Here is a 26693-nt window from a genome sequence, read left to right as displayed (position 1 = left end):
GGCCGGCGGCCGGAAGCATCGAATGAACTGACATGAAACGACTGATCGCGTCCATCTTTGTCTTGTTCGCCACCCTCGCTGCCGCCCAGCAAGCGGGGCTGGAGGCCGTCTTGAACCGCATGGATTCGACCGCAGCCTCGTTCAAGTCGGCCGAGGCGGATTTCGTCTGGGACCAGTACGAGAAGGTGGTCAACGAGACCACCAAGCAGAGCGGCAAGATGTACTTCCGCCGCAGCGCCAGCCAGATCCAGATGGCCGCCGACATCTCCGGCGACACCCCGGGCGATAAGAAGAACGTCCTCTACCAGGGCGACAAGATGCGCGTCTACCAGCCCAACATCGACCAGGTCACCGAATACAGCACCGGCAAGGACAAGGGTACCTTCGAGACCTTCCTGATCCTCGGCTTCGGCGGCCGCGGACATGACCTGTCGAAGTCGTTCGACGTGACCCTGCTGGGCAACGAACCCGCAGGTGGCGTCAGCGCCGCAAAGCTGGAGCTGGTACCCAAATCCGAGAAAGCCCGCGGCGTATTCAACCGCATCCTGCTGTGGATCGATCCCGCCCGCGGCGTCTCTGTGCAGCAGCAGTTCTTTGAGCCCAGCGGCAACTTCCGCCTGGCCAAGTACAGCAATATCAAGCTCAACGAGAAGGTCTCCGACGACGTCTTCAAACTGAAGACCACGAGCCATACCAAGGTAGTGAACCCTCAGGGCTAGAAACTCGTTTGCAATCAACGCGATACGGAAATCGTTGTAGGAGACGAGGGGGCGGCGGTATACTCGCAAGATCTTTTCGAGCCCGGTGCTGGCCCCGGCGCTCAAAACAGCAACCCGCAGCAGAATGACTCAGGTGTGACGATGGCCAAGGTCTTCACAATTCCCGTGATACCGGACGCGCAACGGATCAAGCGCGGACGCAAGGGCGATTCCCGCTACGTCGAAGGACAGCGCCTGCTGGTGCAGGCCATGCGTTACCTGGCGCAGACCGACCCGCGGCAGAACCGTCCCGCGATCTCGTTGCTGTCGGACCATTTCCGCAACAATTTCCGCATGAGCGATCATCCGCATCGGGAGCAGTAAGCGGCGTCCACTGTCCCTGGCGTTCTGTTCCACCACCGATAACGGGCAGCACCAAGCGAATCCATTGCAAAGAAAAAGCTCCGGCCGAAGCCGGAGCCATTCTTGTTTGGTTCGGAAGCGGTCCTAGAAGCTCAGTCTCAGCCCGAACTGAATAATGCGCGGCTCATACGTGCTCGTGACCTGGCCGAAATTCGGATCCGAAATATTCAGGGTGGGCATCTGGAACTGCGCCTGATTGAGGAGGTTGAAGAACTCCGCCCGGAATTCCAGGTTTAACCGTTCTCCGGCAAGCGGTGTTTTCTTGCTGATCGCGAAATCGAAATTGCCGCGGCTTGGCCCCCGCAGGTAATTCCGCGGGTAGGATCCGTAGGAGCGATCGTACGGATTGGCGACCGGGTCATAGGCCGGGAAGCACGGCGGCCCCGGATCGGCGAACGGTTCGTTGTTGAACACCGTTGGATCGAAATAGAAGTTGCCGGAGGTCGGTGTGGGCACGAAGGTACAGGTGGCTGGATCAAACACTTGGATGTTGAACGTCTGCGCTTGTCGTGGGTCGTAGATGCCCACCGTGGTGCTCGTCAGGTTGGCTCGCACAATCGCTTGATCGCCGGCACCAGACGGTCCCGAAGCCCCCCCGCCGTTTCGCAAGCCGGCGAAGATGTCCATGGGGAAGCCGCTGCGCCAAGTGACGATCGGATAGATGCTCCACCCCTTCACCAGCCGCTTTGGTCCGGATGCCCACGCCTTATCGAAGGGCAGATCCCAGCCGCCGCTAAACACGATGCGATGGGTGACGTCGTAGTCGGAGACCGACCGGAACAGTCCCGGATTGTAGAAGGGGACCTGGGAGTTGATGTTGCGGAAACCGGAAGCATTGTCGATGGACTTACCCCAGGTATAGGCAAGGGTGAAGTAGCTCTTGCCGAACCACTCGTTGCCCGTGAATCGCTTCGTGAGGCTCGTTTCCAGGCTGTTGTAACTAGCCCCGACTAGGTTATAGAACGTCAGCAAGTAGCTGAAATTATCAACCACGGGATTGAGCACACGCGAAGTGGTTCCCAGGACAAAGGGATTCTGGTCCGCCAGCGCGGTTTGTTTGTGGGTGGAGCTCCCCACATAGCTGGCCTCCAGCGTCAGCCCCGTCGCGAGCTCGTGCTGGACGCTGAGGTTGTACTGGTAGGTGTATGGAGTGCGCAGGTGCGGGTTGACGAAATACACGCCTCCGCCGCCGAACGGTATGAACCCAGCGGCGCCAAAGTCGATGTTCGGAGCCGGTGGCTTGGACGGGAACGGATTGGGCTGGCCCGTCACTACGTAGGGTTGCTGCATATAGCCGGGATCGGCAGCGGGGTTGCCGGCCAACGCCGGGAAAAACAAATCGCTGTACCCAAAGAACGGGCCCTGGCCGTTGAACTGCAAATTGTCTTCCCCCTTCAGAATGTCATAGAAGACTCCGATTCCACCGCGAATGCTCGTCTTGCCGTTGTTGAACGGGTCCCAGGCGAATCCCAGGCGGGGCGCGAAGTCGTTGTGATCCGGGAAATTGGCGCCCCTAGGAGCCGCTGGATCTCCGGGGAAGAGCAGGCCTGGTGGAGCGTTCACAAAGCGCTGCGATTGCTGGCCGGGCAGGACTGTGAAGGAACGTCCCTGCGTGTCCAGCTTGGGCGAGTTGAACTCCCACCGCAGGCCGTAGGTAAGGACGAAGTTCTTCTTGATGTGCCATTCATCCTGGGCGAACAGGGCATATGACTTGCTGCGGATGTTGGAAGGTGCGGCGCCGAATTGGACGTACTCGTCGGGCAAGCCGAAGAGGAAATCCGCAAAGTCATTACCGGAGAAGCTGCTCCCGGCAGAGCCATAGAATATGAAATCTCCATTCACGTAGAAATCGTAATGGGTGTTGTTCTGGAACGTCGCCCAGTAGAAGCCGAATTTCATGGTGTGCTTCCCTTTGATCCAGGAAAGCGTGTCGCTGAGGGAGAAAGTGTTGTTGATCAGGCTGGTCGGTCCCTGGGGGGGGAATCCGAGCGTCAGACCCTTATTGAACTCGATCATGGGAGGCCCGGTGGACTCGTCGGGCGTGATGCCAACCCCCACCAAGTCCGAAGCGGTGGGCAACTGCTTGGCGGGTATGGCTTGCGCGACGTTGTTACGCTGGGCTGTGAACCGAGCCTCGTTGAGCAAGGCGTTGGAGAATGTGTGGGTCCAGGTGAAATTGGCGAACTTCTGGTGATGATCACCCGTGCTGCCATACCCGAAGGCATCCGCCGCAACGGCGCCAAACGAGAAGCTGAAAGGATTGAGCACCGGATGTCGCCCCAGGCCCAGGGTGGCGGAGAGCTTGTTGTTGGGACTGAGCTGCAAGTCGAGCTTGGTGGTGAACTGATCGGAATTGTCCGTGCTGGTTCCTGTGGCGATCTTCAGCCCTGTCGGTGAAGTCGGGATCAGGTTTGCGGCAATGTAGTTCTTCGCCACAGGGCTGATTCTGGCGGGAAGAATCTTGGCGTTGGCCGCGTCCACCGGATTGGGCTGCCAGTAGGGATTGGCCGTTAGGAAAGCCGCCACGGCCAGATCGGGAGTGCCGCCCGGCCCCGAATGGGAGAAATCCCCGTTGAGCTCATCCGTGGTGTACACGGGGAGTTGCGTGGTGCTGATAATCTGGGTCTGGCGTTGTCCGGTGTAGCTGGCGAACCAGAAATACTTGTCCTTGCCATCGACCACACTCGGGATGTAGATGGGGCCCCCGAGCGTACCCCCGAACTGGTTGCGCTTGAGGACGTTTCTGGGGAGATCGTTTTTTTTGTTGAAGTAGCTGTTGGCGTCGAGTGCGTCGTTGCGCAGGAAGTCATAGGCGCTGCCGTGCAGGGTGTTGGTCCCCGACTTAGTCACAACACTGACCACGCCGCCGGCGTTGCGCCCGTACTCAGCCGAGTAGTTGCTGGTGAGGATGCGGAACTCCGCGACCGTATCCGGGTTGGGGTTGTACACCACCCCGTTGGCCAGCAGGTCGTTGTTGATGCCACCATCCAGCAGGAAGGTGACCGAATCCGACTTGCCGCCGGCAATACCGTAGCTGCCGGCCTGGGCGTTTTCCGTTGCCCCGGGATTCACTTCCGTGACACCCGGCTGGAGCAGCGCCAGGTCGAGCACATTCCGGCCGTTCAGCGGCATGTCCTGGACCGCGCGTTCGGTGACCACCTGGCCCAGCGTCGCATTGACCGTCTCCACGGCTACGGCATTGGCTTCGACCGTGACGGTCTCACTCCGCGCACCGACTTCCATGCGCAGATCCATGCGCAACACCTGGTTGATCTGGAGCGGGGGTGTGTTGGTGACCAGTTTGCGGAAGTTATCGCGCTCCGCAGTGAGACGATAATTGCCGATGGGAAGATTCAGTATCTGGAAGAACCCATCTTTGTCCGTGACCGTTGAATTCTTGATGTCCGTTCCGATATTGGTAGCCGTCACGGTCACACCCGGCATCACCGCGCCATGAGGGTCGGTGATGGTGCCCACGATCTTGCCGGTCGCCTGCTGCGCGAGCGCAGGCACGGACGTGAGAAGTGTGATGAAGAGTGCGAGGGCCAGGCCCTGCAAGTACCGCTCTCTCAGGATTCGGGGTTGGCGGCGCATCGAAATCTCCTCTCGCTCGGTTAACCCATCTGAATTGTCGTTTTCTTGTCGCTCCGGACTCCGGGAACTCCGCACTTTCGGTTGGATTTTGGGCCGGACCGGCCGGCCGACCGGGCCTAATAAGAACTCCTTAGCACTTCGGAAGCCAGTCGGAAGTCTTGTGGCACTAAACACTTACAGCGGTCAACCGTTCCCCGGTTGCAGAATTTGGAAGGTCATCTATGAAATTTCACAATCTGCCCAAGGACTTTCCCGGCCTTTCCTTTTTTGGAACACTGCTGCCGCAAGTACGAGTACAGCCGGATAGCACTCCAGCACGTACCGCGGCTCCGGATTTTCCAGCGTGGACAGGAAAGCCGAGCGCAGCACGATCCACACCAGCATCACCCCGGCAAAGCGCACGTTTCCGCGCACCGCTCCGATCACCGCCAGGACGATGAGTGCCAGGTTCGCCGCTCCCAGCGCGCTCCCGATCGCCGCGTCGCGCGGGTCGTCGCGGAATTCCCACCAGCGGCTGTTGAGGGGAAGCGCCTCGGTGCGTGGCCGCAGCCACATGTCCAGCACCCGCAGCCCCGGCAGCCAGACGTAGTAGCGCACCGGATGAGCGGCGATCCGCTCCCCGGCAAGCGAGCGGAACTGCGCATCCAGCTCCGGCGTCATCTTCAGCGTCCGGTTGTAGATGTTGAACAGGGCGAAGGTCCACTGTCGTTCCAACTCGGAATCGAAGGCCCTCGCCGGCAGCTTGCCGGCGTCAATCTCTTCGCCCGACACCTTCCACTCGATGTCTTCGACCGAGATGTAATCCACGATCCAGGTGCGGGCCCAGCGATAGAAGCCGGTGGGCGCGTACTCGCCCGGGTTGTTCGCATACCGCGGCGCCAGCGGCTGGAAGACGCCAAAGACGCGCTGATTGCGCAGTGCCCAGGGCGCCAGCGGCGCCAGCGCCAGCACCGCCACAATCATCCCCGCCGCCATCACCCGCCGTGCATCGCCCACCACGAGCATCCACAGCAGCAGGTAAACGCCGAGCGCCACCAGCAGGATGCCGCCGTCCGGGCGCAGCAGTATGCCCGCGCCGGTGGCCAGCCCGCAGACGATCCACCAGCCGGCCCACCGCCCGTTCCTCAGCCGTTCCAGTCCCTTCACCGCTCCCAGCAAGGCCAGCGCGGCGAAGAAGATGGCCAGAGGTTCAGTCAGTGCGGTCGCGTCGTAATTGGCGAAGAACACGCACAGTGCGCACAGCGCGAAGGCGATCCGCGCGGCGCGCTCGCCGGCCGTCGCGCGCGCCAGCTCCGCCACCAGGAAGCAGGTCACGACGTCCACCACGATCTGAACCAGCATCACCGCGGTGTAGTGCTCGATCCCGAACACCGACCACACCGCGACCAGGAACGCGGGATATCCCGGCAGGCGGATCAGCGTCGGCACAGTCACGCCGTCGTCGGTCATCGCATAGCTGCCGTGCAGCATCCAGTTCTTGGCGATGTCGCCGTAGACGAATGAGTCGCCCTGGACAAAGCTGAACTTCCACAGGAACAACAGCCGCAGAGCCAAGGCGGCGGCGGTGAACACGAGAAAGAACGCAGCGTGTTTACGCAGCAGGTCGTGCACGCGCGGAATATAACAGCCACTCCGGGAGCTGTCATCCTCGCGGCGCAACCCGCCGCGGAGGAGCTGGGTTTGCGCGCTCCGCGCCGCTCGCCGTACGATGAGTTCAGAATCGCCCATGGTCAAGCCGATCTTCTACGATCCCCAACGCAAGCGCTGGCGCCTGTTGCGCCGCGTCTTCGACGTGGTCGGCGTGGCCATCACGCTGGTGATCATCGTTTTTATCGTCACCGTGCTGCGCGGCGAGAATCTTCCCAGTCTGCTGCTGCCCCAGCCGCCCCGCCCCTACCGAGCGCTGAAGGAGAAGGAGCGCCGTCGCCCGGCCCGCCAGACGCCTCGCGCCGCCACGCGCCGAGGCTCGCAGGTGCCGCTGAACAGCGTGGAAGGCATCCGCGCCGCCTACTACGTGCAGTGGGACGCCGCCAGCTTCGCCTCGCTAAAGGAATATCTCCCGCAGATCGACCTGCTCTATCCCGAGTGGCTGCACGTTCTGACACCGGACGGCAAGCTCCAGGCCGTCACCAGCGATAACAAGTTCTTTGACGTCATCCGCGGTTCGGCCATCCGCCCTGCCGACGACAAGGTCATGCGCCTGCTCAAGGACGAGAAGGCCGAGATCGAAGTCTTCCCCCTGGTGAACAACTTCCAGCCGCAGACCCGCGCCTGGCTGGGTGACATCATCGGCCAGGTCCTTTCCAGCCCCGACGCGCGCAAGAATTTTCGCCTTCAGATCGCGCTTTTCCTTGCCTCCGACAAATACCGCGGCCTGTGCGTGGACTTCGAGGACATCCCCACCGCGGCGCAGCCCGGCTTCCGCGCGCTGGTTTCCGAGCTCAACAACGACCTGCATGCGCAAGGCATGAAGCTCTACGTCAACCTGCCCGCCGACGACGATGACTACGACTACGCCTACATTGCCCGGCACAGCGACGGCGTCATCCTGATGGATTATGACGAGCACTCCTCCACCAGCGGCCCCGGCCCTGTCGCCTCGCAGGATTTCTTCACCCGCAACCTCCAGAACGTCCTGAAGGTCGTCCCCCGCGACAAGCTCATCGTGGCCATCGGCAACTACGGCTATGACTGGACCCCGCCCGTGCCCGCACGCGGGCGCAAGCATCCCGGCTTGCCGGGCAGCGTGGAGGACCTGTCCGTCCAGACCGCATGGCTGCACGCGCAGGAATCGGAAACCGACATCGAATTCGACGGCGACTCGCTCAACCCGCACTACGCGTACATGGACGAGAACAACCGGCGCCACGACGTCTGGTATCTCGGTGGGGTCACGGCGCTGAACCAGATGCGCGCCGCGCAGCGGCTTGGCGTGACCACCTTCGCCCTCTGGCGCCTCGGCTCGGAAGACCGCTCTTTGTGGGCCGTCTGGGACGTTCCCGGCGAGCCGCTCGCTCCCGGCAAGCTGCGCGACGTACCCCCCGGCCAGGACGTGGACTACGAAGGACACGGCGAGATCCTGCGCATCACCGAGCGCCCCAAGCACGGCCAGCGCAAGCTTACCGTGGATCCGCAGACCGGCCTGATCACCAACGAGGAGATCACGGACATCCCCACGCCCTACCAGGTCGAGCAGTACGGAGCCAGCCCCAAGGACCTCGCCATCACTTTCGACGACGGGCCCGACCCCAAGTGGACGCCCCTCATGCTCGACGCCCTCGAGCGCGACAACGTGAAGGCCACCTTCTTCGTCATCGGCGTCGACGCCGAGCAGTTCCCCGCGCTCGTGAAGCGCATGTACGACGAGGGCCACGAGATCGGGAATCACACCTGGACGCATCCCGACATCAGCAACATCTCCCGCCGCTTCATGCGCGTCGAGATGAACCTGCCGGATCGCTGGTTCGCCGCGCGCATCGGCGTGCACCCGCTCTACTTCCGTCCGCCCTACTCCATCGACCAGGAGCCCGACACCGCCGACCAGGTGCGCCCGCTCGAGATCACCCAGGACCTCGGCTACATCAGCGTGGGGAATAAGATCGATCCCAGCGACTGGAAAGACAACCCGCGTCCCACGGCGGAGCAGATCGTGCAGTCCATCCTCTCCCAGCTCGATGAGAACCCGATCACGCACGAGCGCTGTAATCCGCATCCCTGCGGCAACATCATCCTGCTGCACGACGGCGGCGGGAACCGCAGCGAGACCGTGCGCGCCATGCCCATGATCGTCCGCGAGCTGCGCGCCCGCGGCTACAATCTGGTGCCCGTCTCCGCGCTCCTGGGCAAGACCCGCGCCGACGTCATGCCTCCCATCCCCGACAGCGAGCGCTGGTCGGCCCGCACCAACTTCTTCGCTTTCTGGATGCTGGGTGCGATCTACTACACCTTTATCCCCTGGGTCTTCCGCCTGGGCGACGTGCTGATGAGCGCGCGTCTGCTGATCATCGGCTTGCTCGCGGTGCTCGACCGCCTGATCCGCCACCAGCGCGCACGGGCTGCCGGCGACTACCAGCCCTCGGTCGCCGTCCTCATCCCCGCCTATAACGAGGAGAAGGTGATCGAGCGCACCATCCGCGCCGCGCTCCGCTCCGACTACCCCAACCTGCGCGTCATCTGCATCGACGACGGCTCCAGCGACGCCACGCTCGAGGTGGCGCGCGACGCGTTTCCGCGCGAAGTGGCCCAGGGCCGCGTTCTGATCCTTTCCCAGCCCAACTCAGGCAAGGCCGAGGCTCTCAATCACGGCCTGCAGCACGTGCACGAGGAGATTTTCGTCGGCATCGACGCCGACACCGTCATCGCGCGCAACGCCATCTCGCAGTTGGTGCCGAACTTTGCCGATCCCAAGATCGGCGCCATAGCGGGCAACGCCAAGGTTGGCAACCGGGTGAACCTGTGGACGCGATGGCAGGCGCTGGAGTACATCACCAGCCAGAATTTTGAGCGGCGCGCGCTGAATATCCTGGGCGCGGTCAGCGTGGTGCCCGGCGCCATTGGTGCCTGGCGCACCGAGGCCGTCCGCGCCGTCGGCGGATTCCACGTGGACACCGTCGCCGAAGACGCCGACCTCACCATGTCGTTGCTCCAGGCTGGCTACCGCGTCGAGTACGAAGATCGCGCCCTGGCCTACACCGAGGCGCCCGTGAACGCCAGTGGCCTCATGCGCCAGCGATTCCGCTGGTCCTTCGGCATCCTGCAAGCGGTGTGGAAACACGCGGCGGCGTTCCAGCGTGGCGGCAAACTGGGCTGGATCGCCCTGCCCAACATCCTCATCTTCCAGATCCTGCTGCCCCTGGTCTCGCCCTTCATCGACATCATGTTCGCCTTCGGCGCGCTTACCTACGGCATCAACAAATACTTCCACCCTGACTCGACCAACCCGGCCGATTTCATTCGCCTGGTGGTGTACTTCCTCGCCTTCCTGATCATCGATTTCGCGGCCTCGGCCATCGCCTTCACCCTGGAGCGAAAGGAAGCGCGCCAGAAGGAAGACTGGCTGCTCTTGAGCCAGGTGTGGCTGCAGCGTTTCGCCTACCGCCAGTTGTTCTCCATCGTGCTGTTCAAGACTCTGAAGCGGGCAGTCGACGGCCGTCCCTTCTCTTGGGACAAGCTGGAACGCACCGCCGAGCCGCTGCCCATGGCGCGGGTGTAGGCCCTTGTTCTGATTTCAGACCAAGAATCACTTTCTTGTTGACTTGTGGAAAATTCGGCTACTCTGCTGGCGTATTTTGAAAATCCCACGGAGAGCCGGACCCGGGTGGCCGAGAACAGGGACAAGGTAGCCGTTCACCAAGGCACTGACCGCAGGCGACTGCGGCAGGTGGGGCATCACAGGTCAGCTTCGAGAAGATCGGGAACGGCTACTACATATCGAAGTACTATTCCTCGGGGTGCGCTTCCTGCAATCTTCAGTCCGGCGGCCTGTTCACCACGTACGCCGTGGATCCACCCGGCAATCGGACCGAGATCATCGATCCGCTCAACCGCCCAACCTACCGGAGCTTCGACTCCATGGGCAATCTGACCGGATGGAAGCGGGCGGGCAATTCCAACGACTACACGGAATGGGACTACACCTACAACGGCTTCGGACAGGTGCTGAGCGCGACCGATCCCCTGGGCAAAACCACCACCAATACTTACGACTCGAACGGCAACCTGCTTTCCACCACTACCCCATCCCCGGATGGTGTCCAGGCAGGCAGCACCACTACCTTCACCTATGACTCTCACGGCTTCCCACTGACGGTCACCGATCCTCTCAACCACACCACCACCATGACCTACACCACGGCCGGTCTGGTCGCGACCGTCACCGATGCCCAGAACAATGTTACGAGCTACCAGTACGACGCACGGGGAAACCGCACGTCTGTCACGGACGCCCTATCGCACACCACCACGTTCGCTTACGACTCACGCAACCGGCTGACCACCATCACCTACCCTGACCAGACCACCACCACCTTTGCTTACGACACGCGGGGCCGGCGTACTTCGGTAACGGATGGAAACAACAAGACCACGACGTATGCTTATGACGACAGCGACCGGCTGACTTCGGTCACCGATGCGGCCAACCACGTGACCCGCTACGGCTACGATAACGAGAGCCACCTGACGTCGATCACCGACGCCTCAAACCATTCCACCAGCTTCACCTACAACTTCAACGGCTGGATTAGCAAGACCACCTTCCCCTCGACTCTCTACGAGACCTATACCTACGATTCCGTAGGTAACCTGGCTTCCAAGGTCAACCGCAAGTCGCAGCAGAGCAGCTACTACTACGACAGCTTCGACCGGCTCTCGTACAAGTACATCGGGAGCTACATTTGGTACTACTACGACAAGGCGGGACGCCTGACCAAAGTTCAGGACGGCACCAGCTGCTCAAGTGCCAGCTGTTATCAGTTCGCCTACGACAACATCGGACGCCTCACTCAGACCACCACGAATTACTCGTTCCTCAGCGGCCACACCTACACGGCTTCCTATGCCTATGACGCCGCCGGAAACCGAACCTCAATGACCGACCCGGCCAATGGCGTTTCCAATTACAGTTACGATTCGCTCAACCGGCTTACCGGCCTCACCGATTTCAACTCCAACAGCTTCGGCTTCAGCTACGATGCGCTCTCCCGCCGGACGCAACAGACCCGGCCCAACGGCGTCAGCACCAACTATGCCTACGACAACTTGTCGCGCCTGCTCTCGGTCCTGCACCAGGTCGGTCTGACCACCGTTGACGGAGCCACCTACGCCTACGACAATGTCGGCAACCGCACCTCGAAGGTGAATCAGCTCAACGCCGTTACCGAGAACTACACTTACGACCCCATTTACCAGCTCACCCAGGTGGTTCAGGGGCTGAACACAACTGAGAACTACACCTACGACGCAGTCGGCAACCGCCTCAGCACCGTCAGCGATTCAGGTTGGAACTACGACAACTCGAACCATCTGACCTCGCGTCCTGGCGTTACCTACACCTACGACAACAACGGGAACACCGCGACCAAGGTCGATTCGAACGGGACCACTACGTACGCGTGGGACTACGAGAATCGTCTGACCAGCGTCACTCTGCCGGGAAGCGGCGGAACCATCACCTTCAAGTACGATCCGTTCGGGCGCAGGATCCAGAAGGTCTCTCCGACCGCAACCACGAATTACCTGTACGACGGGGCAAACGTCATCGAGGAGGTGGATGCGACCGGAACCGTCCTGGCCCGCTACAGCCAGGGCGCCGGAATCGACCAGCCGCTCGACGTGTTCACCAGCGGAGCGGCCAAGTATTACGACTCCGACGGCCTCGGTTCGGTCACCTCTCTGGCCGACATCAGCGGTTCGCTGACCGACACCTATACCACCGACACCTTCGGAAAGACGACCGCCTCCAGCGGAACGACCCGCAATCCGTACCGCTACACGGCCCGGGACCTCGATGCTGAAACGGGCCTCATGTACTACCGCGCCAGGTACTACGACGCTTCAATTGGCCGATTTCTCAGCGAGGATCCCATTAAGTTTAGGGGCGAGATCAACTTTTATCGATACGTCCAGAATGACCCGACGAACTCGTTAGATCCGAGCGGCCTCATTCGGTGGAAATGCGATGTGTGGCTTGGAACTTACAGAACCTTCCCTGCGCTAGCTGGAATCCGGGCTACTTGTTCATCGGAGTGCGTGGGAGGAAAAAGGCTTATCCAACGGCTCCACGGCGCGGGGGGTGGGATCTCGCTTGCTTATTCGCCCATCGGAATTACCGAATCAGAGTACACCGTAGAGGATAACTATTCCTATATAAACCCACTCAGCCTTGTTGGTGAATGGGCGTACGTCGGTACTGGGTTTGCATGGGGGCTGCCCGGTGCCAGCTACTCTTCTTTGCGATTGGGTACTGGAATCTCGGTGTTCTCGGGAAGTCTGCAGCATGGGTTTGATTGGGTAGTTAGCGCAAGCGCGATTGGCGGTGCAACTGTTTCGACGGACACAAAATGGGAGGAGTGCAAAGATTGCAAACAAACGTCGAAGTAATGCTGCTGGTACTTTCCTTGCTACTCGTCGGAACGGGTACGCTGCTTATAGTGACCTCGCGTAGCCCGAACAAGAATGCCTTGACCAAGGTATCGTTCCGAATGTGTACCATTGCGCCCCGCGTGGGTTCCATGCGGGATGAGACGTGGGTGTTAATTAATGGTGTCGGACTCCTAGCTACAGGTATTTGCCTATTGGCGAGATCTCTGTTTGCCCTGGTCAGGTCGTGGTGACAGAGCGGTGCCGTTGGACTACGAAAGCCGGTCTCTATTACTACCGCGCTAGATACTACGACCCGGCGGTGGGGCGATTTGCAAGTGAGGACCCGGCGAGGTTCTCTGGACGACAGCCGAATTTCTACGCGTATGTATGGAACAACCCGACTAGAAATACAGATCCATCGGGAAAGTATCTTCAGGTAGTCGGAGACAGCGCGTCTTATGTCCAAGCATTACTCTACCTTTCGCAAGTGCCCGCCGCAGCTCAGCTGATCCAATATCTCGCCAAGTCGCCATACACATACACGATCAATGCTTCAACTTCAGTCCCGTGTGATACCGGCGGAGCAGCTTTCAGCAAGATCACCGGGACTATTGATTGGAACCCTCGATGTGCACTTCGCTGCGACAAAGGCCAGCTACAAAGTCCTGCGATCGGGCTACTTCACGAAATGGTCCATGCGCTTTATTTCCAGCAAGGTTCCGACTTCGGCCAATACGAAGATCAGTTAATCATCAACGGCTTTGAAACGCCCATCGCGCAGGCGTTAGGCGAAGGAACAAGACTCAAGTACGGGACTGCACAACCTGTGCTTGTAGCTTCACCTACGAGTCATTGACGGAGCCATTGGGAGGAGCGTGTTTTGAGGTATTGCAATCACATGTGAGGTTCGGATGAAGTCGACAAAGCGCCTTTTCTTAGTACTCGCGATTCTCGCGACTATAGCCCTCGGGCTCTGGTATCACTTGCGATCTTCCCCTGCAGGGTCCCAAGCTGCCGCGAAAGAGAAAATGGGTCCGGTTGCCCCATTGCACGGCATCTCGTTTCCTCAAAAGCCCCCAGTTTTGACTTCGACGCTTATCAAAGGCAATTTCAAGCTCCATTACAGCACAGATGAATTTCCGCCAAGCCTCAGGGTTGTCTATGGAATAGGCAAGAATGGAATGTGGTCCGGCATGAGAAATCCTGGCCAGCAGTTCCAAACCGATGATGTAATCCGCGAATCTGATATTCCCGCGACAAGGCTAGTTTTGGCGGCTGAACGTCCATCAGACAATCTATGGATAACCGAATACGAATTCGGAGGGCGAGCACCTGGGACAGCCGTTGATTTCTTTGCGATTGGGCCACAGGTCCCAGTTCCTGAATGGACGTGTCGTCTGGAACGACCACTCGGCACGATTGAAGGCCTACGGCTTGCTGTCAGTGAGGGCACATGCCGCTCTGTTCCGAAGTCGTAGCGGGTGGACCTCGTGGCGGGTGGCCCAGGTGAGTAGGGGTGGCCCAGACAAGCCGGTTTTGCTTGTCTGGGTGCGGATCACGCCACTCCAGATTTGCGGAATATTTTTGCCTCGTAACCCATTGCCACCATTGGGACAATATCTTGATTATAGCTTTAAGATAATCTTCCACATTGACCGCCGCACTATAATGAGTATGTGGGGGCGCTGCTCCCATGCTCCTTTTGACAACTTCCCCGCTAACTCCTTTGGGAAACATATTTTGCAAGCGCCGCGCTGAAAACAAACGACTTTGCAACAACTCTGTCGCTAACTCCTTTGTTTCGACATATCGGGGGTGGGGGGAGGGGGGCACGACCTGTCGGCGATGGTAAAATAAGTGGTTTGCAGCAATCATCTGGAGGATCCCCGTATGGCTACCGTGGAAGCGCCGATCGCCACCCGCGTGCCCAACACCCCGTTCACGAATGAACCCCTTACCGATTTCACCAAGGAAGAGAACGCCCGCGCCATGCGCGCGGCCATCGAGAAGGTCCGCTCCGAGCTGGGCCGCGAGTACGACCTGGTCATCGGCGGCAAGCGCGTCAAGACCAGCGCCAAGCTGAAGTCCATCAACCCGGCCAGGCCGAGCGAGCTGGTCGGACTTTTCCAGAAAGCCGGCGACAGCGAGGTCGATCCGGCGATGGACGCCGCGCAGAAAGCCTTCCAGACCTGGTCGCGCACGCCCGTCGAGGAGCGTGCCGCGCTGGTGTGGCGCGCCGGCCAGATCATCCGCGAGCGCAAGCACGAGTTCAGCGCCTGGATGGTCTTCGAAGTGGGCAAGAACTGGGCCGAAGCCGACGCCGACACCGCCGAGACCATCGACTTCTGCGAGTTTTATCCGCGCGAGATGCTGCGCCTGGCCAAGGCGGAGCCGCCGGTGCAGCTGCCTGGGGAGCGCGACTACCTTTGGTACATCCCGCTGGGCGTGGGCGTCGTGATCCCGCCGTGGAATTTTCCCGGCGCAATCATGGCGGGCATGACGCTGGCCTCGATCGTCGCCGGCAACACCGTGATCCTGAAGCCCTCGAGCGATTCGCCGGCCATCTGCCGCTTCTTCTTCTCCATCCTCGAGGAAGCCGGATTGCCCGCCGGAGTGGTGAACTTCTGTCCCGGCGCGGGCGCGACCTTCGGCGACAAGCTGGTGGCGCATCCCAAGACGCGCTACATCGCCTTCACCGGATCGCGCGAGATCGGCCTGCGCATCAACCAGGTGGCCGCGACGCACCAGCCCGGCCAGCTCTGGATCAAGCGCACCGTGCTGGAGATGGGCGGCAAGGACGCCATCATCGTGGACGCCGACGCCGACATCGACTCGGCGGTCGAAGGCGTCGCGCAAGCGGCCTTCGGCTTCCAGGGCCAAAAGTGCTCGGCCTGCTCACGGCTGATCCTCGACGAGAAGATCTACGACAAGTTCCTGGAAAGACTGAAAGTGCGGGTGGAGAAGATCACGGTCGGCGATCCCACGCAGAACCCAGGAATGGGGCCGGTGGTGAATGAAGGCTCGATGAAGTCGATCCTCGACTATATCGAGCACGGCAAGAAAGACGGGCGTCTGATCACCGGCGGCAAGCGCCGCCCTGACCTGGGCGACGGGTTTTTCATCGAGCCGACGGTCTTCGCGGACATCCCGGCGAAGTCGAAGCTGGAGCAGGAAGAGATCTTCGGCCCGGTGCTGGCGGTGACCAAGAGCAAGAACTTCGAGCACGCGCTGGAGATCGCCAACGACACCGAGTTCGGCCTGACCGGCGCCATCTACTCCACCAGCCGCGAGAAGCTGGAGCGCGGCAAACGCGAGTTCCACGTCGGCAACCTGTACATCAACCGCAAGTGCACGGGAGCCATCGTGGGCGCGCACCCCTTCGGCGGCTTCAACATGTCGGGTACCGACTCCAAGGCCGGCGGACCGGATTACCTCTACCTGTTTACCCAGGCCAAGTCGATCGGGGAGAAAATCATCCCTGGCATTTAGCGAAACGGATGGGTAGAGACGCCCGTGCGGGCGCCTATCCAGTCGCCGCACGTGAAGGCCGCGTGCGCGAGGGCCTTCACCATGGCGAAGATCTTGTGCGTGGATGACGAGCCCCACGTTGTCAAGCTCAAGTCCGCGATCCTGGAACAGGCCGGACACAAAGTCACACCTGCGACCTCGGCCCACGAGGCGGTGGAGAAGCTCAAGCAGGAGTCGTTCGACGCGGTGGTGACCGACTGGCGCCTGGGTGACGCCGACGGACGCGCGGTGGTGCAGGCGGCCAAGGCGCACTCCGCGACGCTCGTGGTGGTCGTTTCCGGCTACGTTTCGGAGGCCTTCCAGGCGGCCGAGCCGCTGGCCGATCTCTACTTGGAGAAGCCGGTCAACCCCGAGGAACTGCTCGCCATCGTCAACGAGCTGCTAAAAAGCGGCGACAAGGCCCCGGCCCGCTAGGCAATCCTCCCCGGCTGCAAACACAAAGGCCCCTGGCAGAGAACCAGGAGCCAGAATCCTGCAGCCAAGGGCGAAGCTACATGGGCCGCTGCTGAGACTGTGGCTGCGGTCCGGAACTTCCGCCGGCGGCGGCTGCGGTAGCGGCGGCCGCTTCCGCCAGGATGCGGTGGTGGATGGTGAACAGCGCCAGCTCCAGCCGGTCGGAGACGCCGATCTTGTCGTACACGTTGCGCAGGTAATTCTTGATGACCTGCTCGGTGGTGCCGAGCTGCTTGGCGATCTCCTTGTTCTTATAGCCCTGCACGATGAGGGCGACGATGCGCAACTCCTTGGGGGTGAGGCGGTCGCGGACGCGGGCGCCGACGAAATCGGCCTCGGCCATCTGGTGCGCAACCTGCATGTCCTGGATCCAGGTCTCGCCCTTGGCCACCTTGCGGATGCACTCCACCAGCGCAGCGCCAGTGACGTTCCGGTAGACCACGCCGTGGACCCCGGCGTTCAGATAAGCCGCGACGTCATCGCCGCTTTCGGCCACCACCACCAGACGGGTCTTGCTGCGTTGGCCGACCTGGACGATGGCGCGCAGGTCGGGATGCAAGGCGGCGGAGAATAACAGCGCATTGGCGCGGAACTTCTCCAGCGCCATCATCATCTGCTCGCCGCTCTGTGCCTGCGCGATGATGCGGATGTCATCCTCGACGGCCAGCACCTTCGCCGCGCCGGCCCGGAAGATCGCCTGATTGTCCGCCAGAATCAGTTTCAGCATGGCACCCTATTTCCGGACGAACTTGTACGAATCGATCACGCACGCCAGCCCGGGCCCCTTCGACCTGGACTTCCGGGCCGTCTTGTCGCTGCAACGCACGACGCGCCCGCTGCACTCGATGGCCACGTCTTTCTTGGCCCCGATCATGCTGCCCGGAAGCATGATCTCAAACTTGACCTTGGAGCCGAGTTCCAGGTCTGCCCTGGCCTGCATGTAAACCCCGGCTGCGCTCACGTTGGAGGTCGTGCCTTTCAGCTTCTTCGTCTTCTTGTCCCGGATACTGATCGGCAGTTCCAAAGGGAACCGCCGTCCGGTTCGGCTGTCCGACACGGTACCTCCCGTCCCGGGCCGCGGCCCGGACTGTGCTGCTGCTGCGGGGTGGGCTGTTTATATCACGGAAATTCCAGGCGGAGAACAAGAAGTATCCCCCGGGTCAATGCGAAGGTGAGGGTGAGTGTTGGCCCCTCGGGGAGGGCGCGGCCAGCGTTCGGGAGTGGGGCCCGGCGCCGCTGGAGGGGGCTGCGGAGGCGTCGCTACTTGCGACGCTCGCCGGCACGGGCCTTGGAATGCTTGCCCGGGGGTTCGTCGCCGTTGCTGGCCTTGGAGTTTTTGTCAGAGTTCTCGTCGTGCAGGACGAAATCGAAGCCGGCAAGGAGGGTGAACAGCTCTTCCACGGAGGTCAGCAGGTCGCGGCACTCTTTCTCCGGCAGCTTGATCTCGGTGGTGCGCAGTACATAAGCCAGGTTGCGGCACAACTGCGTGGCCAGGCGAATTCGCTCGCTGTTCAGGTACTGGATGACGGCGAAGGTGTCCTTTTCGGCGCTCTGGAGCTCGATCCAGCGCTGCACCGCCCAGGCCGTATTGCGCACGCGCCCCAGCGCTTCGCGGAAGTCGCCCAGCACGATGGTATCGACATCCACGCACTTGAGCAGCTCCTCGACCTTGCGCAACTCATCGGTGGTCTGGGTGAGGCGGCCCGCCAGGGCGGCGGCGTTGGGCTTCACCTTGGAGGGCGTCGAAGCTTCGCTCTCGCTCCTCTCCAGGCTGTCCATGAGTTGCTGGAAGAGGACGGCATCCTCGGGGCTGTGCGGCTCGGTGAACTCGACACCCATGCCCACGTCCGGGTGGTGGGTGCGGACCATGCCGCGCATGACGACCTCGAACTTGCCGATGCGGAAGGCCAGGCGCACCGGGCTGGCGATGGGCCAGGGCGAGGGGGTCTGGATGTAACAGCCGCCCATGCTGACGTCGCCGAGCTGCGCCGTGAATCCTCCGGAGGAGGCATACGGGTTGCGAACCTCGACCCGGCCGCTCACCGAATACCGGATGTGGCGGCGATGCTCTTTGCCCAGGTTCTCGCCGGCCGGCTCGGGAGCTTCGTAGGGATCCATCGCCTGCTCGCCTTCGAGTTCCAGGCCCCAGATGTTGCGTTCGGCCTCGATGCATTCGATGCCGACCTGGTGCTCGCGCGAGCCTCCCGGGCGTCCCGTCCAGACGACGCGGAACTGCGACTTGCGGTGGCGGCACTGGAGCCAGACGACGTCGCGCGCGTTCAGAAGAACGCGCATGCCACCGACACGCGCGCCCGAGCTGGTGATGTCGAGGGTGTGCGCGAGCTGGCTGAACGGCTTGCCGTCGACGTCGGTGCCCCAGATGCGCACCGGCACCACCATCTTTAATCGCAGTTTTCTGCGGTTGCCCATAGTCAGCCAGCAAGAGCCGAATCAACGATTCTTGCCTGTGCGGCGCTCCTGCGCAATGCGAAAATTACAACAAACGGGAACGAAAGTCAGTGTCCGTGAGGGTGTATCCCGCCCGAGGGGGCCACAGCCCAGGAGCGGCGACGCAGCGGGCCGCCTGTTTGGGCGTCCGACAAGCCGAGAGCGGACGATGGCATTTTGCATCGCACTCCTTTCCCGGCTAATAATATGAACTCTTTCTTGGCCCGTGGGTGGTTTACTTGGGATGCGGGGACTCATTATTCCTGTCAGGAGATGATGCCCATAGCCCTGCACGCTGGGTACGCCACCACACCATGGATGAACTTCGCGCCCGCCGACCTGGATCCCCGGAGGGAGTTCCGCAAAGCATGCCTCGAATCCCTGCCGCCGCTGCACCAGCGACTCACACCCTGGCTACAGAAGCCAATCGCGAAACACGCCGCGTCGCCGATCAGAGGATTCACCCCGGGGGCGCCATTCTCCCATCGAACCGGCAGCAGATGAAGCCCACTGGCGCGCTCGTTGATCTGCTCGGCTCTCCTGGGAACGACCGCACGGCGATCATCGTTCCCGAGGTCGGGCTCCGGGTCAGTTACGATTCGCTGCGGCAACAGGTGCTGGCGATGGCCGATGCTCTGGCGGCGGCCGGCGTCCGCCGGGGCGACCGCGTGGCCATCGCCCTGCCCAACGGCCTGCCCGCCATCGTCTGCTTCCTCGCGTCTGCCATCGCAGGCACGGCCGCGCCGATGAACCCGGCCTACCCCTACGAGGAGTTCCTGTTCTTCCTGGAAGACACATTCGCTCACCATCTGATCTGTCCCCCGACCGGGGCCGAAGTCGCACGGAGCGCCGCGGCCGACCGTGGGATCCGTGTCCTCACTGCGGAAATGAATGCCCAGGGAGTGGTTCACCTGCTTGATGTGGCGGCGGGGCCGGCGGCGGCATCGCCATCGCCGGAGGACGTAGCGCTGGTCCTGCACACCAGCGGAAGCACGGGGCGGCCCAAGCGTGTCCCGCTCCGCCATGCCAACCTGATGGCATCCGCCCGCAACATCGTGGATACTTACGGACTCTCTCCACAAGACGTATCGCTGTGCATCATGCCGCTGTTCCACATCCATGGACTGGTGGCCTCGACGCTGGCCACACTGCTCTCGGAAGGGACGGTGGTTGTCCCAACGAAATTCAATCCGCTCGCTTTCTGGCGCATCGTGCGGCACTACCGCGTGAGCTGGTACTCGGCGGTGCCGACCATGCATCAGCTTCTCCTGACACGGGCTCGCAAGGGGCACCATCATCCCGAGGACCACGGATCGTTGCGGTTCATCCGCTCCGCCAGCGCGCCCCTGGCGCCCGAGGTCATTCACAAGATGGAGGAGGTCTTCGGCATTCCCTTCGTCGAAGCCTATGGGATGACGGAAGCTTCGCACCAGATGTCCTCGAATCCGCTGCCTCCGCGCCACCGCAAGCCGGGGTCCGTGGGCGCGCCGACGGGCATCCGCATCAGCGTCGTGGATGAGGAAGGGAATCACCTGGGAACGGACCAGCGCGGCGAGGTCGTGATCCAGGGCCCCAGCGTCTTCCGCGGCTACGAGAACGACCCGCAAGCCAATCGCAGCTCCTTTGTGAACGGCTGGTTTCGCACCGGCGACCAGGGGTTCCTGGATGCGGACGGTTATCTGCATCTGACCGGCCGGATCAAGGACTTGATCATCCGCGGCGGCGAAAACGTCTCGCCGCGCGAGGTGGACGAGGTGCTGCAGAAACATCCGGCGGTCGCCGATGCGGTCACCTTCGGCGTGCCCCACCCGACATTGGGCGAGGAGGTGGCCGCAGCGGTGGTCCTGCATGAACCAGGGCACAAGATGGAGCCGGTCCTGCTGAAACACTGCCGGGAGCGACTGGCAGAGTTCAAGTGCCCGAAGAAGATCTATATCGTGAAGAGCATCCCCCTGACGGCGACCGGGAAGATCCGGCGCAAGGCGGTCGCGGCTGCGCTGCTGGGTGAACCGGCATGAAGTTCCTGATCGCCGGCGCCGGCGCCATCGGGGCCTATTTCGGGGCGCGCATGGCGCGCGCTGGGCAGGACGTCACATTGTTCGCGCGCGGCCCCCATCTTCATGCCATGCAGCAGCACGGCGTCCGGGTGAAGTCGTCGGAGGGCGATTTCGAGGCACGTCCCAGGGTGGTGGGAACGCTGGAGGAGGCCGGGCCCGCCGATGTTGTCTTCCTCGGGGTCAAGGCCCACAGCCTGCCGCATCTGGCGCCGCAGCTCAAGGCGGTGCTCGGACCTGACACCACTGTCGTCAGCACCCAGAACGGAGTGCCGTGGTGGTTCTTCCAGGGATGGGAAGGGCCGATGAAAGACCTTCGCCTGGAACGCGTCGATCCCGGTGGGGTGGTCGCAGCGGCCATCGACGCCAGACGCGTGTTGGGCTCCATCGTCTATTTCTCCACGGAGGTCGTCGAGCCGGGTGTCATCTTGCACGTGGCAGGCAATCGCATCACTCTGGGCGCGCCCGACGGCACCCGCTCCGAACGGATCCGCGCCATCGCTGACGCGCTCGTCGCTTCCGGGCTGCGCGCCCCTATCACCACCCACATCCGGCAGGAGATCTGGGTCAAGATCCTGGGTAACGTCGCATTCAATCCGATCAGCGCATTGACCGGTGCGACTCTGGCCCAGATCGTGCACGCTCCGGAGGCCTGCGACGTCGTGCGCCACATCATGCGCGAAGCGGAGGCGGTCGCGACCCGGCTTGGGTTGGAGATGCCGATTACCATCGACAAGCGGATCGCGGGAGCGGAAAAAGTCGGAGAGCACAAAACTTCGATGCTGCAGGACCTCGAAGCCGGGCGGCCGCTGGAACTGGAAGCGGTGGTAGGCGCTGTTGTAGAGTTGGGGGAACGATTGGGTCTCCCGATGCCCTACACGCGCACCGTGTATGCCTGCACGAAATTGCTGGCGCAGGGCCGGGCTTCGACGGAGACTCGGTGAGGGTCTCCTGGGTCGAGTTGGGATCGGGTCACACGCGTGTCCTGCGGGCTTGTCGTGGATATCCCGCGTGGTCGCGCTAGCGCCCCCCGACTCCCGAGGTGCTAAGAGGGGCAATTGAGCCCCTGTCTGTTTTCCATTGTGCCCATCGAAAACGCTTGACAAGGGTCTTATAATTCACTGGTCCGGTCATCAGACCACTGGGGGTGGCATGGCGGAAGCGGCTAAGCCCGTGTTCGAAGCGATCCGCAGGAACAAGGTCTACGAGGAAGTCGCTCGCCAGATCGAGAGCCTGATCCTGGAAAAACTGAAGCCGGGCGACAAACTGCCCCCGGAGCGGGAGCTGGCGGAGATGTTCTCGGTCAGCCGCAGCTCCATCCGCGACGCCATCCGCAGCTTGGAGCTGGCGGGCCTGTTGGAGCCGCGGCAGGGCGTGGGCACGGTGGTTTGCGAGCTCACGGCCGAATCTCTGATCAATCCCTTGGTCAACGCGCTGAAGCACAAGCGTGAGCTGGTGAGCGAGCTGCTGGAGGTGCGCAAGATGCTCGAGCCGCCGCTGGCCGCGCGCGCCGCCAAGCACGCCTCTCCCGACGAGATCGCCGAGATGGAGGACATCCTGCGGCGGCAGGCGGAGAAGGTGAGCCGCGGCGAAATGACCATCGACGAAGATTCGGAGTTCCACTACAGCATCGCGATGGCCTCCGGCAACAGCGTGGTGTTGAAGGTACTGGACCTCCTGATGGACCTGCTGCGCGAGACGCGCGAGCGCTCGCTGCAGGTCGCGGGACGCGCGCAGAGGTCCCTGGCCGGGCACCGGCAGATCCTCGCCGCTATCAAGCGAGGCGACGGGGCGGCGGCGGATTCGGCCATGCGGCGGCATATCGAGGATGTCGAGCAGATCGTCCTGAACAAGTTCTAGATCGAACGGAGGATTTTCATGGGTCAGTTATTCGCGGTCGAGATCGTCTATCGCGGGATTTTCCAGAAGACCCTGGCCAAGAACATCAGCCGGGCCATCGTTCTGGCCGCGCACCTCGATGGGAAACCGGGTATTTCCTTCGGCCGTTACAGCGACAGCCCGGAACGCAACGGCATTCCCGCCAAGAGCTTCGCCATCGTCGGCACCGACGACCTCACCCTGGAAGAGGGAATGGCAAAGTATGAGCCCAAGGAAGTGGACATCACCATCTCGGTGGACGACACGCTCTGTAAGGGCGTGGAATCGTGGGCTTGGTACGGCCTGCAGCCCATCAATAAGCTGCTGAAGCCCAACGGCACCTTGATCGTGACCTCGGTCCAGTCGCCCGAGACCATCATCTCCATGGCCCACCGCAAGGCAACCCCCTACAACCTGTGCATCGTGAAAGGCACGCCGAGCTTCTCCGGGCTGTGGGTGTACAAGAACGACCACACCGACGTGCGCATCCTGGGCACTATCGCCCGCGTGTTGCCCGGTTTGTTCAGCCTGAAAGCCATACAACAGGCGATCCGCGACGAATGGCACGACGAGGTGAAGGCGGCGTCCGCGGCCAAGGCGTATGAGCGAGCCAGCACGGTCACAGTGAAGCCGAACCAGGGCAACCCCGAGGTACCGTACAAGTTCGAGCTGCCCAAGTGGCACGAGATGAGAGAAGGCATCACCATCCCGGCCATCGCGCGCGGCGAGAAGATGGAAGACCCCAAGACGCATGTAGAAGGCGGTTATCAGCCGGACCGCAATCCGACCTTCAAGAAGTACGCGACACGCAGTTTTCGCCCGGTGGTGGACTTCGATACCTGCATCAAATGCACGCTCTGCTGGCTGCAGTGTCCCGACACCTGCTTCGACGTCACGCCCGAAGGGCTCTACGACGCGAACCTGGAGGCCTGCTGTGGCTGCGGTGTGTGCGAAGCGGTTTGCCCCGTCCCCAACTGCGTGACCATGGTCAACGAGGTCCAATTCCAGGACAACGCCAGCCAGTGGAAAGCGTGGAGGGAGAACAAGGACGGGTACAAGACCTGGCTGAAAGAGAAGATCGCGTCCAAGCCCCCCGAACGGATGCACGGCTTCCGCTACCGCGGCCAGTACGACAAAGAAACCCCCGAAATGCTCGCCATCGCGAAGGAATAACTGGAGGAACGACGGATCATGGCACAAATGGCAACGGTTCTCGACGAGCGAAAAGATACCGAGAAGACAGCTCTGATCACCGGCAGCGAGGCCATCGCGGTGGCTTGCAAGCTGGCTGACGTGGATGTGATCACGGCGTACCCCATCCGGCCCTACGACACGGTCATGCAGTACGTGTCGAAGCTGGTGTCGGATGGCGAACTGGATTGCGAATACATCGTGGCCGAGGGCGAGCACTCGCAGTTCGAGATCGTGAAGCACGCCTCGGTGGTGGGCGCGCGCGTGTTCTGCGGCTCCAGCGGCGTGGGCTGGATGTACGCCATGGAGGCGCTGACCGTCACCCCGGCGCTGCGTGTTCCCATGGTGGCCATGGTCGGCAACCGCGCCCTGGACGACCCGGGCGCTTTCGGTGTGGAGCATAACGACGCTCTGGCCGTGCGCGACCTGGGATGGCTGCTGGTCTGGGTGGACACGGCGCAGGAGGCGCTCGACACAGCGCTGATCGCCTACCGCGTCGCAGAAGACCCGCGCATCCTTTTACCTTGTGCAATTAGTTGCGACGGAGCTTTCCTGACCCACTCCCAGGCGCTGGTCAAGATCCCCACGCAGGCACAGGTCACGTCGTTCCTCCCGCCGTACAACCGCGGCAAGCTGTTGCTCCACCCCGACAATCCCATCACCGTGGCCCCGCAGGGTAACGAGGACTGGGTCATGGAGATCCGCCGCCAGAACTATGCGGCAGCGGAGCGGGCGGCGGGCGTCATTCGTGAAGCCTATGCCGACCTGGAGAAGAAACTTGGACGTTCCTACGGCAACCCGTTCTTCGAGGAGTACCAGACCGAGGATGCGGACATCGTGCTGATGGGTATGGGCACTCTGTCCACGCCGGTCAAGGTGGCCATCCGCGAGATGCGCAAGGAAGGCAAGAAGGTGGGGTTCGTGCGCTTGCGCTGGTTCCGGCCGTTCGCGGCGGAAGAGTTGTGCAAGTGCCTCAGCCGGTTTAAGGCGGTGGGTGTGATAGACCGCGACTACTCCTTCGGATCCCCGTACATGAGCGGCGTGGTAACGACCGAAGTACGGTCCGCCCTGTACGCGGCGAACGTCAAGAACAAGCCGCCGGTGCTGGGATTCATCTGCGGTCTCGGCGGGCGCGAAGTCACCCTGCCCAACGTGCGCACCATCACCGAATCCGTGTACGCCGCGGCGGAAGGCAAGTCGCAGCCTTTGACGCAGTGGATCGGACTGCGCGAGTAACCGATTTTCCCTGGCGTGCTCCGGCCGCCAGAAAGGATGAGGAAGCGATGGCAACATTCGTAAAGCTCGATCCCACACAGAGCCTGGACCCGTTCCAGTCAGTCAAGAAGATCCCTGCGGAAGAATTCTTTACCTCAGGACACCGGACGTGTCAGGGCTGCGAATCGGCCCTGGTCATGAAGCTGATGGTCAAGGCCGCGGGCCCGCGCACCATCGTGTTGGGCAGCACCGGGTGCATGTACGTGGCCAACACCACCTACTACAGCACCGCCTGGGTAGTGCCCTGGATGCACACGCAGCTGGGCAGCAGCGGCTCGGCGGCGCTGGGGACGGCTGCCGGCCTGAAAGTACTCATGCGCAAGGGCAAGATCAAGAGAGAGCCCATCAACGTCATCGCCTTCTGCGGCGACGGTGGCGGCGCGGACATGGGCCTCGCGGCCATCTCCGCCACCCTGACGCATCCCGACTACAACTGCCTGATCCTGATGTACGACAACGAGTCGTACGCCAACACCGACATCCAGCTTTCGGGCAGCACGCCCTGGGGCGCCAACACCACGTTCAGCACGCCGGGCAAGGTGAAACGCATCATGCATCACCGCTGGAAGAAGAACATGGCGGGCATGATGGCAGCCGGCCATCCGACCTGCCGCTACGTCTCGACGGTCTGCATGTCCTACGGACTGCACGCCATGAACTCGATCCGCAAGGCGCTCACCATCGGCGGCCCGACGTTCATCCACTCTCTCGACCCCTGCCCCAAGGGCTGGGACTACGATCCCTACCAGTCGCACGAACTGGGCGAGATGGCCGTGAACACCGGGGTATGGCCGTTGTACGAAGTAGAAGACGGCGTGCTGCGGCTGACCGGGCGCACGCAGCAGATCGCCGCCGGCAAGATCAAGCGGCAGCCGGTGCGCGACTACCTGCTCAAGCAGGGACGATTCGCCCACTTCACCGACGACGACATCGATTATTTCCAGAGCAAAGTGGACGACATGTGGACAAAGTGGCTTATCCCAGGCGTCATCCCGTTCCACCAGGAATTGGAGGCCGAAGCGCCCAAATAGACATTTGTGTCGGAATACGATAGGGTAGCGCGCGCGAC

General features: G+C 62.0%; 18 protein-coding genes. 13 read left to right on the top strand and 5 right to left on the bottom strand.

Going from position 1 to position 26693, the window contains the following annotated elements; genetic code table 11:
• Positions 1-32: 32 nt before the first annotated feature.
• Both LAN37_15125 and LAN37_15120 read left to right on the top strand, forming a co-directional pair.
• A complete protein-coding gene (locus LAN37_15125; protein MBZ5648545.1) occupies positions 33-719 on the top strand; it encodes an outer-membrane lipoprotein carrier protein LolA in 687 nt (228 codons plus the stop codon).
• A gap of 141 nt (positions 720-860) precedes the next feature.
• On the top strand, positions 861-1082 hold the full coding sequence (locus tag LAN37_15120; protein ID MBZ5648544.1) for a hypothetical protein: 222 nt from the start codon (positions 861-863) through the stop codon (positions 1080-1082).
• 123 nt (positions 1083-1205) lie between these two features.
• Here the strand turns inward: LAN37_15120 and LAN37_15115 are convergent, their stop codons facing one another.
• Complete coding sequence (locus tag LAN37_15115; GenBank protein MBZ5648543.1) at positions 1206-4715, bottom strand: TonB-dependent receptor; 3510 nt, start codon at positions 4713-4715, stop codon at positions 1206-1208.
• A gap of 219 nt (positions 4716-4934) precedes the next feature.
• Positions 4935-6443 (bottom strand): glycosyltransferase family 39 protein, encoded by a 1509-nt coding sequence (locus LAN37_15110; GenBank protein MBZ5648542.1) that lies wholly within the window; start codon positions 6441-6443, stop codon positions 4935-4937.
• Between LAN37_15110 and LAN37_15105 the strand changes: the two genes are divergently transcribed.
• The 5 genes from LAN37_15105 (at position 6442) to LAN37_15085 (ending at position 16739) form a co-directional block, all read left to right on the top strand.
• Positions 6442-9927, top strand: a complete 3486-nt coding sequence (locus tag LAN37_15105; GenBank protein MBZ5648541.1) for a glycosyltransferase — start codon at positions 6442-6444, stop codon at positions 9925-9927. The genes LAN37_15110 and LAN37_15105 overlap by 2 nt on opposite strands.
• A 287-nt stretch (positions 9928-10214) precedes the next feature.
• On the top strand, positions 10215-12815 hold the full coding sequence (locus LAN37_15100) for a hypothetical protein (protein MBZ5648540.1): 2601 nt from the start codon (positions 10215-10217) through the stop codon (positions 12813-12815).
• Between the two features lie 187 nt (positions 12816-13002).
• A complete protein-coding gene (locus LAN37_15095; protein ID MBZ5648539.1) occupies positions 13003-13653 on the top strand; it encodes an RHS repeat-associated core domain-containing protein in 651 nt (216 codons plus the stop codon).
• Positions 13654-14687: 1034 nt separating this feature from the next.
• A complete protein-coding gene (pruA, locus tag LAN37_15090; protein MBZ5648538.1) occupies positions 14688-16286 on the top strand; it encodes an L-glutamate gamma-semialdehyde dehydrogenase in 1599 nt (532 codons plus the stop codon).
• 81 nt (positions 16287-16367) lie between these two features.
• Positions 16368-16739, top strand: coding sequence for a response regulator (locus LAN37_15085; protein ID MBZ5648537.1), 372 nt, complete (start codon positions 16368-16370; stop codon positions 16737-16739).
• Between the two features lie 76 nt (positions 16740-16815).
• On the opposite strand, the gene LAN37_15080 is transcribed toward LAN37_15085, so the two are convergent.
• The 3 genes from LAN37_15080 to LAN37_15070 all read right to left on the bottom strand — a co-directional run bounded on the left by LAN37_15080 (position 16816) and on the right by LAN37_15070 (position 19208).
• Complete coding sequence (locus LAN37_15080) at positions 16816-17505, bottom strand: response regulator transcription factor (protein MBZ5648536.1); 690 nt, start codon at positions 17503-17505, stop codon at positions 16816-16818.
• Positions 17506-17511: 6 nt separating this feature from the next.
• Positions 17512-17835 carry a PilZ domain-containing protein gene (locus LAN37_15075; protein ID MBZ5648535.1) on the bottom strand — a complete coding sequence of 108 codons (324 nt, stop codon included), beginning with the start codon at positions 17833-17835 and terminating at the stop codon, positions 17512-17514.
• A gap of 203 nt (positions 17836-18038) precedes the next feature.
• A complete protein-coding gene (locus LAN37_15070; GenBank protein MBZ5648534.1) occupies positions 18039-19208 on the bottom strand; it encodes a PilZ domain-containing protein in 1170 nt (389 codons plus the stop codon).
• Positions 19209-19726: 518 nt separating this feature from the next.
• On the opposite strand from LAN37_15070, the gene LAN37_15065 reads away from it, so the two are divergent.
• From LAN37_15065 to LAN37_15040, 6 genes are all read left to right on the top strand, one after another.
• Positions 19727-21244, top strand: coding sequence for an acyl--CoA ligase (locus LAN37_15065; protein ID MBZ5648533.1), 1518 nt, complete (start codon positions 19727-19729; stop codon positions 21242-21244).
• Positions 21241-22224, top strand: coding sequence for a 2-dehydropantoate 2-reductase (locus LAN37_15060; protein MBZ5648532.1), 984 nt, complete (start codon positions 21241-21243; stop codon positions 22222-22224). Before LAN37_15065 ends, LAN37_15060 begins: the two co-directional genes overlap by 4 nt.
• A gap of 208 nt (positions 22225-22432) precedes the next feature.
• The gene (locus LAN37_15055; GenBank protein MBZ5648531.1) at positions 22433-23140 is read left to right on the top strand and encodes a FadR family transcriptional regulator; all 708 of its coding nucleotides are present in this window, start codon (positions 22433-22435) and stop codon (positions 23138-23140) included.
• A gap of 18 nt (positions 23141-23158) precedes the next feature.
• Complete coding sequence (locus LAN37_15050; protein MBZ5648530.1) at positions 23159-24331, top strand: (4Fe-4S)-binding protein; 1173 nt, start codon at positions 23159-23161, stop codon at positions 24329-24331.
• Between the two features lie 27 nt (positions 24332-24358).
• A complete protein-coding gene (locus tag LAN37_15045; GenBank protein ID MBZ5648529.1) occupies positions 24359-25585 on the top strand; it encodes a pyruvate ferredoxin oxidoreductase in 1227 nt (408 codons plus the stop codon).
• Positions 25586-25632: 47 nt separating this feature from the next.
• Positions 25633-26655, top strand: coding sequence for a pyruvate synthase (locus LAN37_15040; protein ID MBZ5648528.1), 1023 nt, complete (start codon positions 25633-25635; stop codon positions 26653-26655).
• Positions 26656-26693: the final 38 nt, after the last annotated feature.

The sequence above is a fragment of the Terriglobia bacterium genome (assembly GCA_020073495.1).
Lineage (GTDB): Bacteria > Acidobacteriota > Terriglobia > Terriglobales > Acidobacteriaceae > JAIQFD01.
The sequence above is the reverse complement of the archived record's forward strand: the minus strand, read 5'-3'. Positions and strand labels throughout refer to the sequence as shown.

Bases quoted from the DNA above. Each gene is read 5' to 3' on its own strand.
- LAN37_15085 (MBZ5648537.1), top strand. From the start codon at position 16,368: ATGGCGAAGATCTTGTGCGTGGATGACGAGCCCCACGTTGTCAAGCTC.
- LAN37_15045 (MBZ5648529.1), top strand. From the start codon at position 24,359: ATGGCAACGGTTCTCGACGAGCGAAAAGATACCGAGAAGACAGCTCTG.
- LAN37_15065 (MBZ5648533.1), top strand. From the start codon at position 19,727: ATGAAGCCCACTGGCGCGCTCGTTGATCTGCTCGGCTCTCCTGGGAAC.
- LAN37_15050 (MBZ5648530.1), top strand. From the start codon at position 23,159: ATGGGTCAGTTATTCGCGGTCGAGATCGTCTATCGCGGGATTTTCCAG.
- LAN37_15115 (MBZ5648543.1), bottom strand. From the start codon at position 4,715: ATGCGCCGCCAACCCCGAATCCTGAGAGAGCGGTACTTGCAGGGCCTG.
- LAN37_15055 (MBZ5648531.1), top strand. From the start codon at position 22,433: ATGGCGGAAGCGGCTAAGCCCGTGTTCGAAGCGATCCGCAGGAACAAG.
- LAN37_15125 (MBZ5648545.1), top strand. From the start codon at position 33: ATGAAACGACTGATCGCGTCCATCTTTGTCTTGTTCGCCACCCTCGCT.
- LAN37_15040 (MBZ5648528.1), top strand. From the start codon at position 25,633: ATGGCAACATTCGTAAAGCTCGATCCCACACAGAGCCTGGACCCGTTC.
- LAN37_15070 (MBZ5648534.1), bottom strand. From the start codon at position 19,208: ATGGGCAACCGCAGAAAACTGCGATTAAAGATGGTGGTGCCGGTGCGC.
- pruA (MBZ5648538.1), top strand. From the start codon at position 14,688: ATGGCTACCGTGGAAGCGCCGATCGCCACCCGCGTGCCCAACACCCCG.
- LAN37_15060 (MBZ5648532.1), top strand. From the start codon at position 21,241: ATGAAGTTCCTGATCGCCGGCGCCGGCGCCATCGGGGCCTATTTCGGG.
- LAN37_15120 (MBZ5648544.1), top strand. From the start codon at position 861: ATGGCCAAGGTCTTCACAATTCCCGTGATACCGGACGCGCAACGGATC.
- LAN37_15110 (MBZ5648542.1), bottom strand. From the start codon at position 6,443: ATGGGCGATTCTGAACTCATCGTACGGCGAGCGGCGCGGAGCGCGCAA.
- LAN37_15105 (MBZ5648541.1), top strand. From the start codon at position 6,442: ATGGTCAAGCCGATCTTCTACGATCCCCAACGCAAGCGCTGGCGCCTG.
- LAN37_15080 (MBZ5648536.1), bottom strand. From the start codon at position 17,505: ATGCTGAAACTGATTCTGGCGGACAATCAGGCGATCTTCCGGGCCGGC.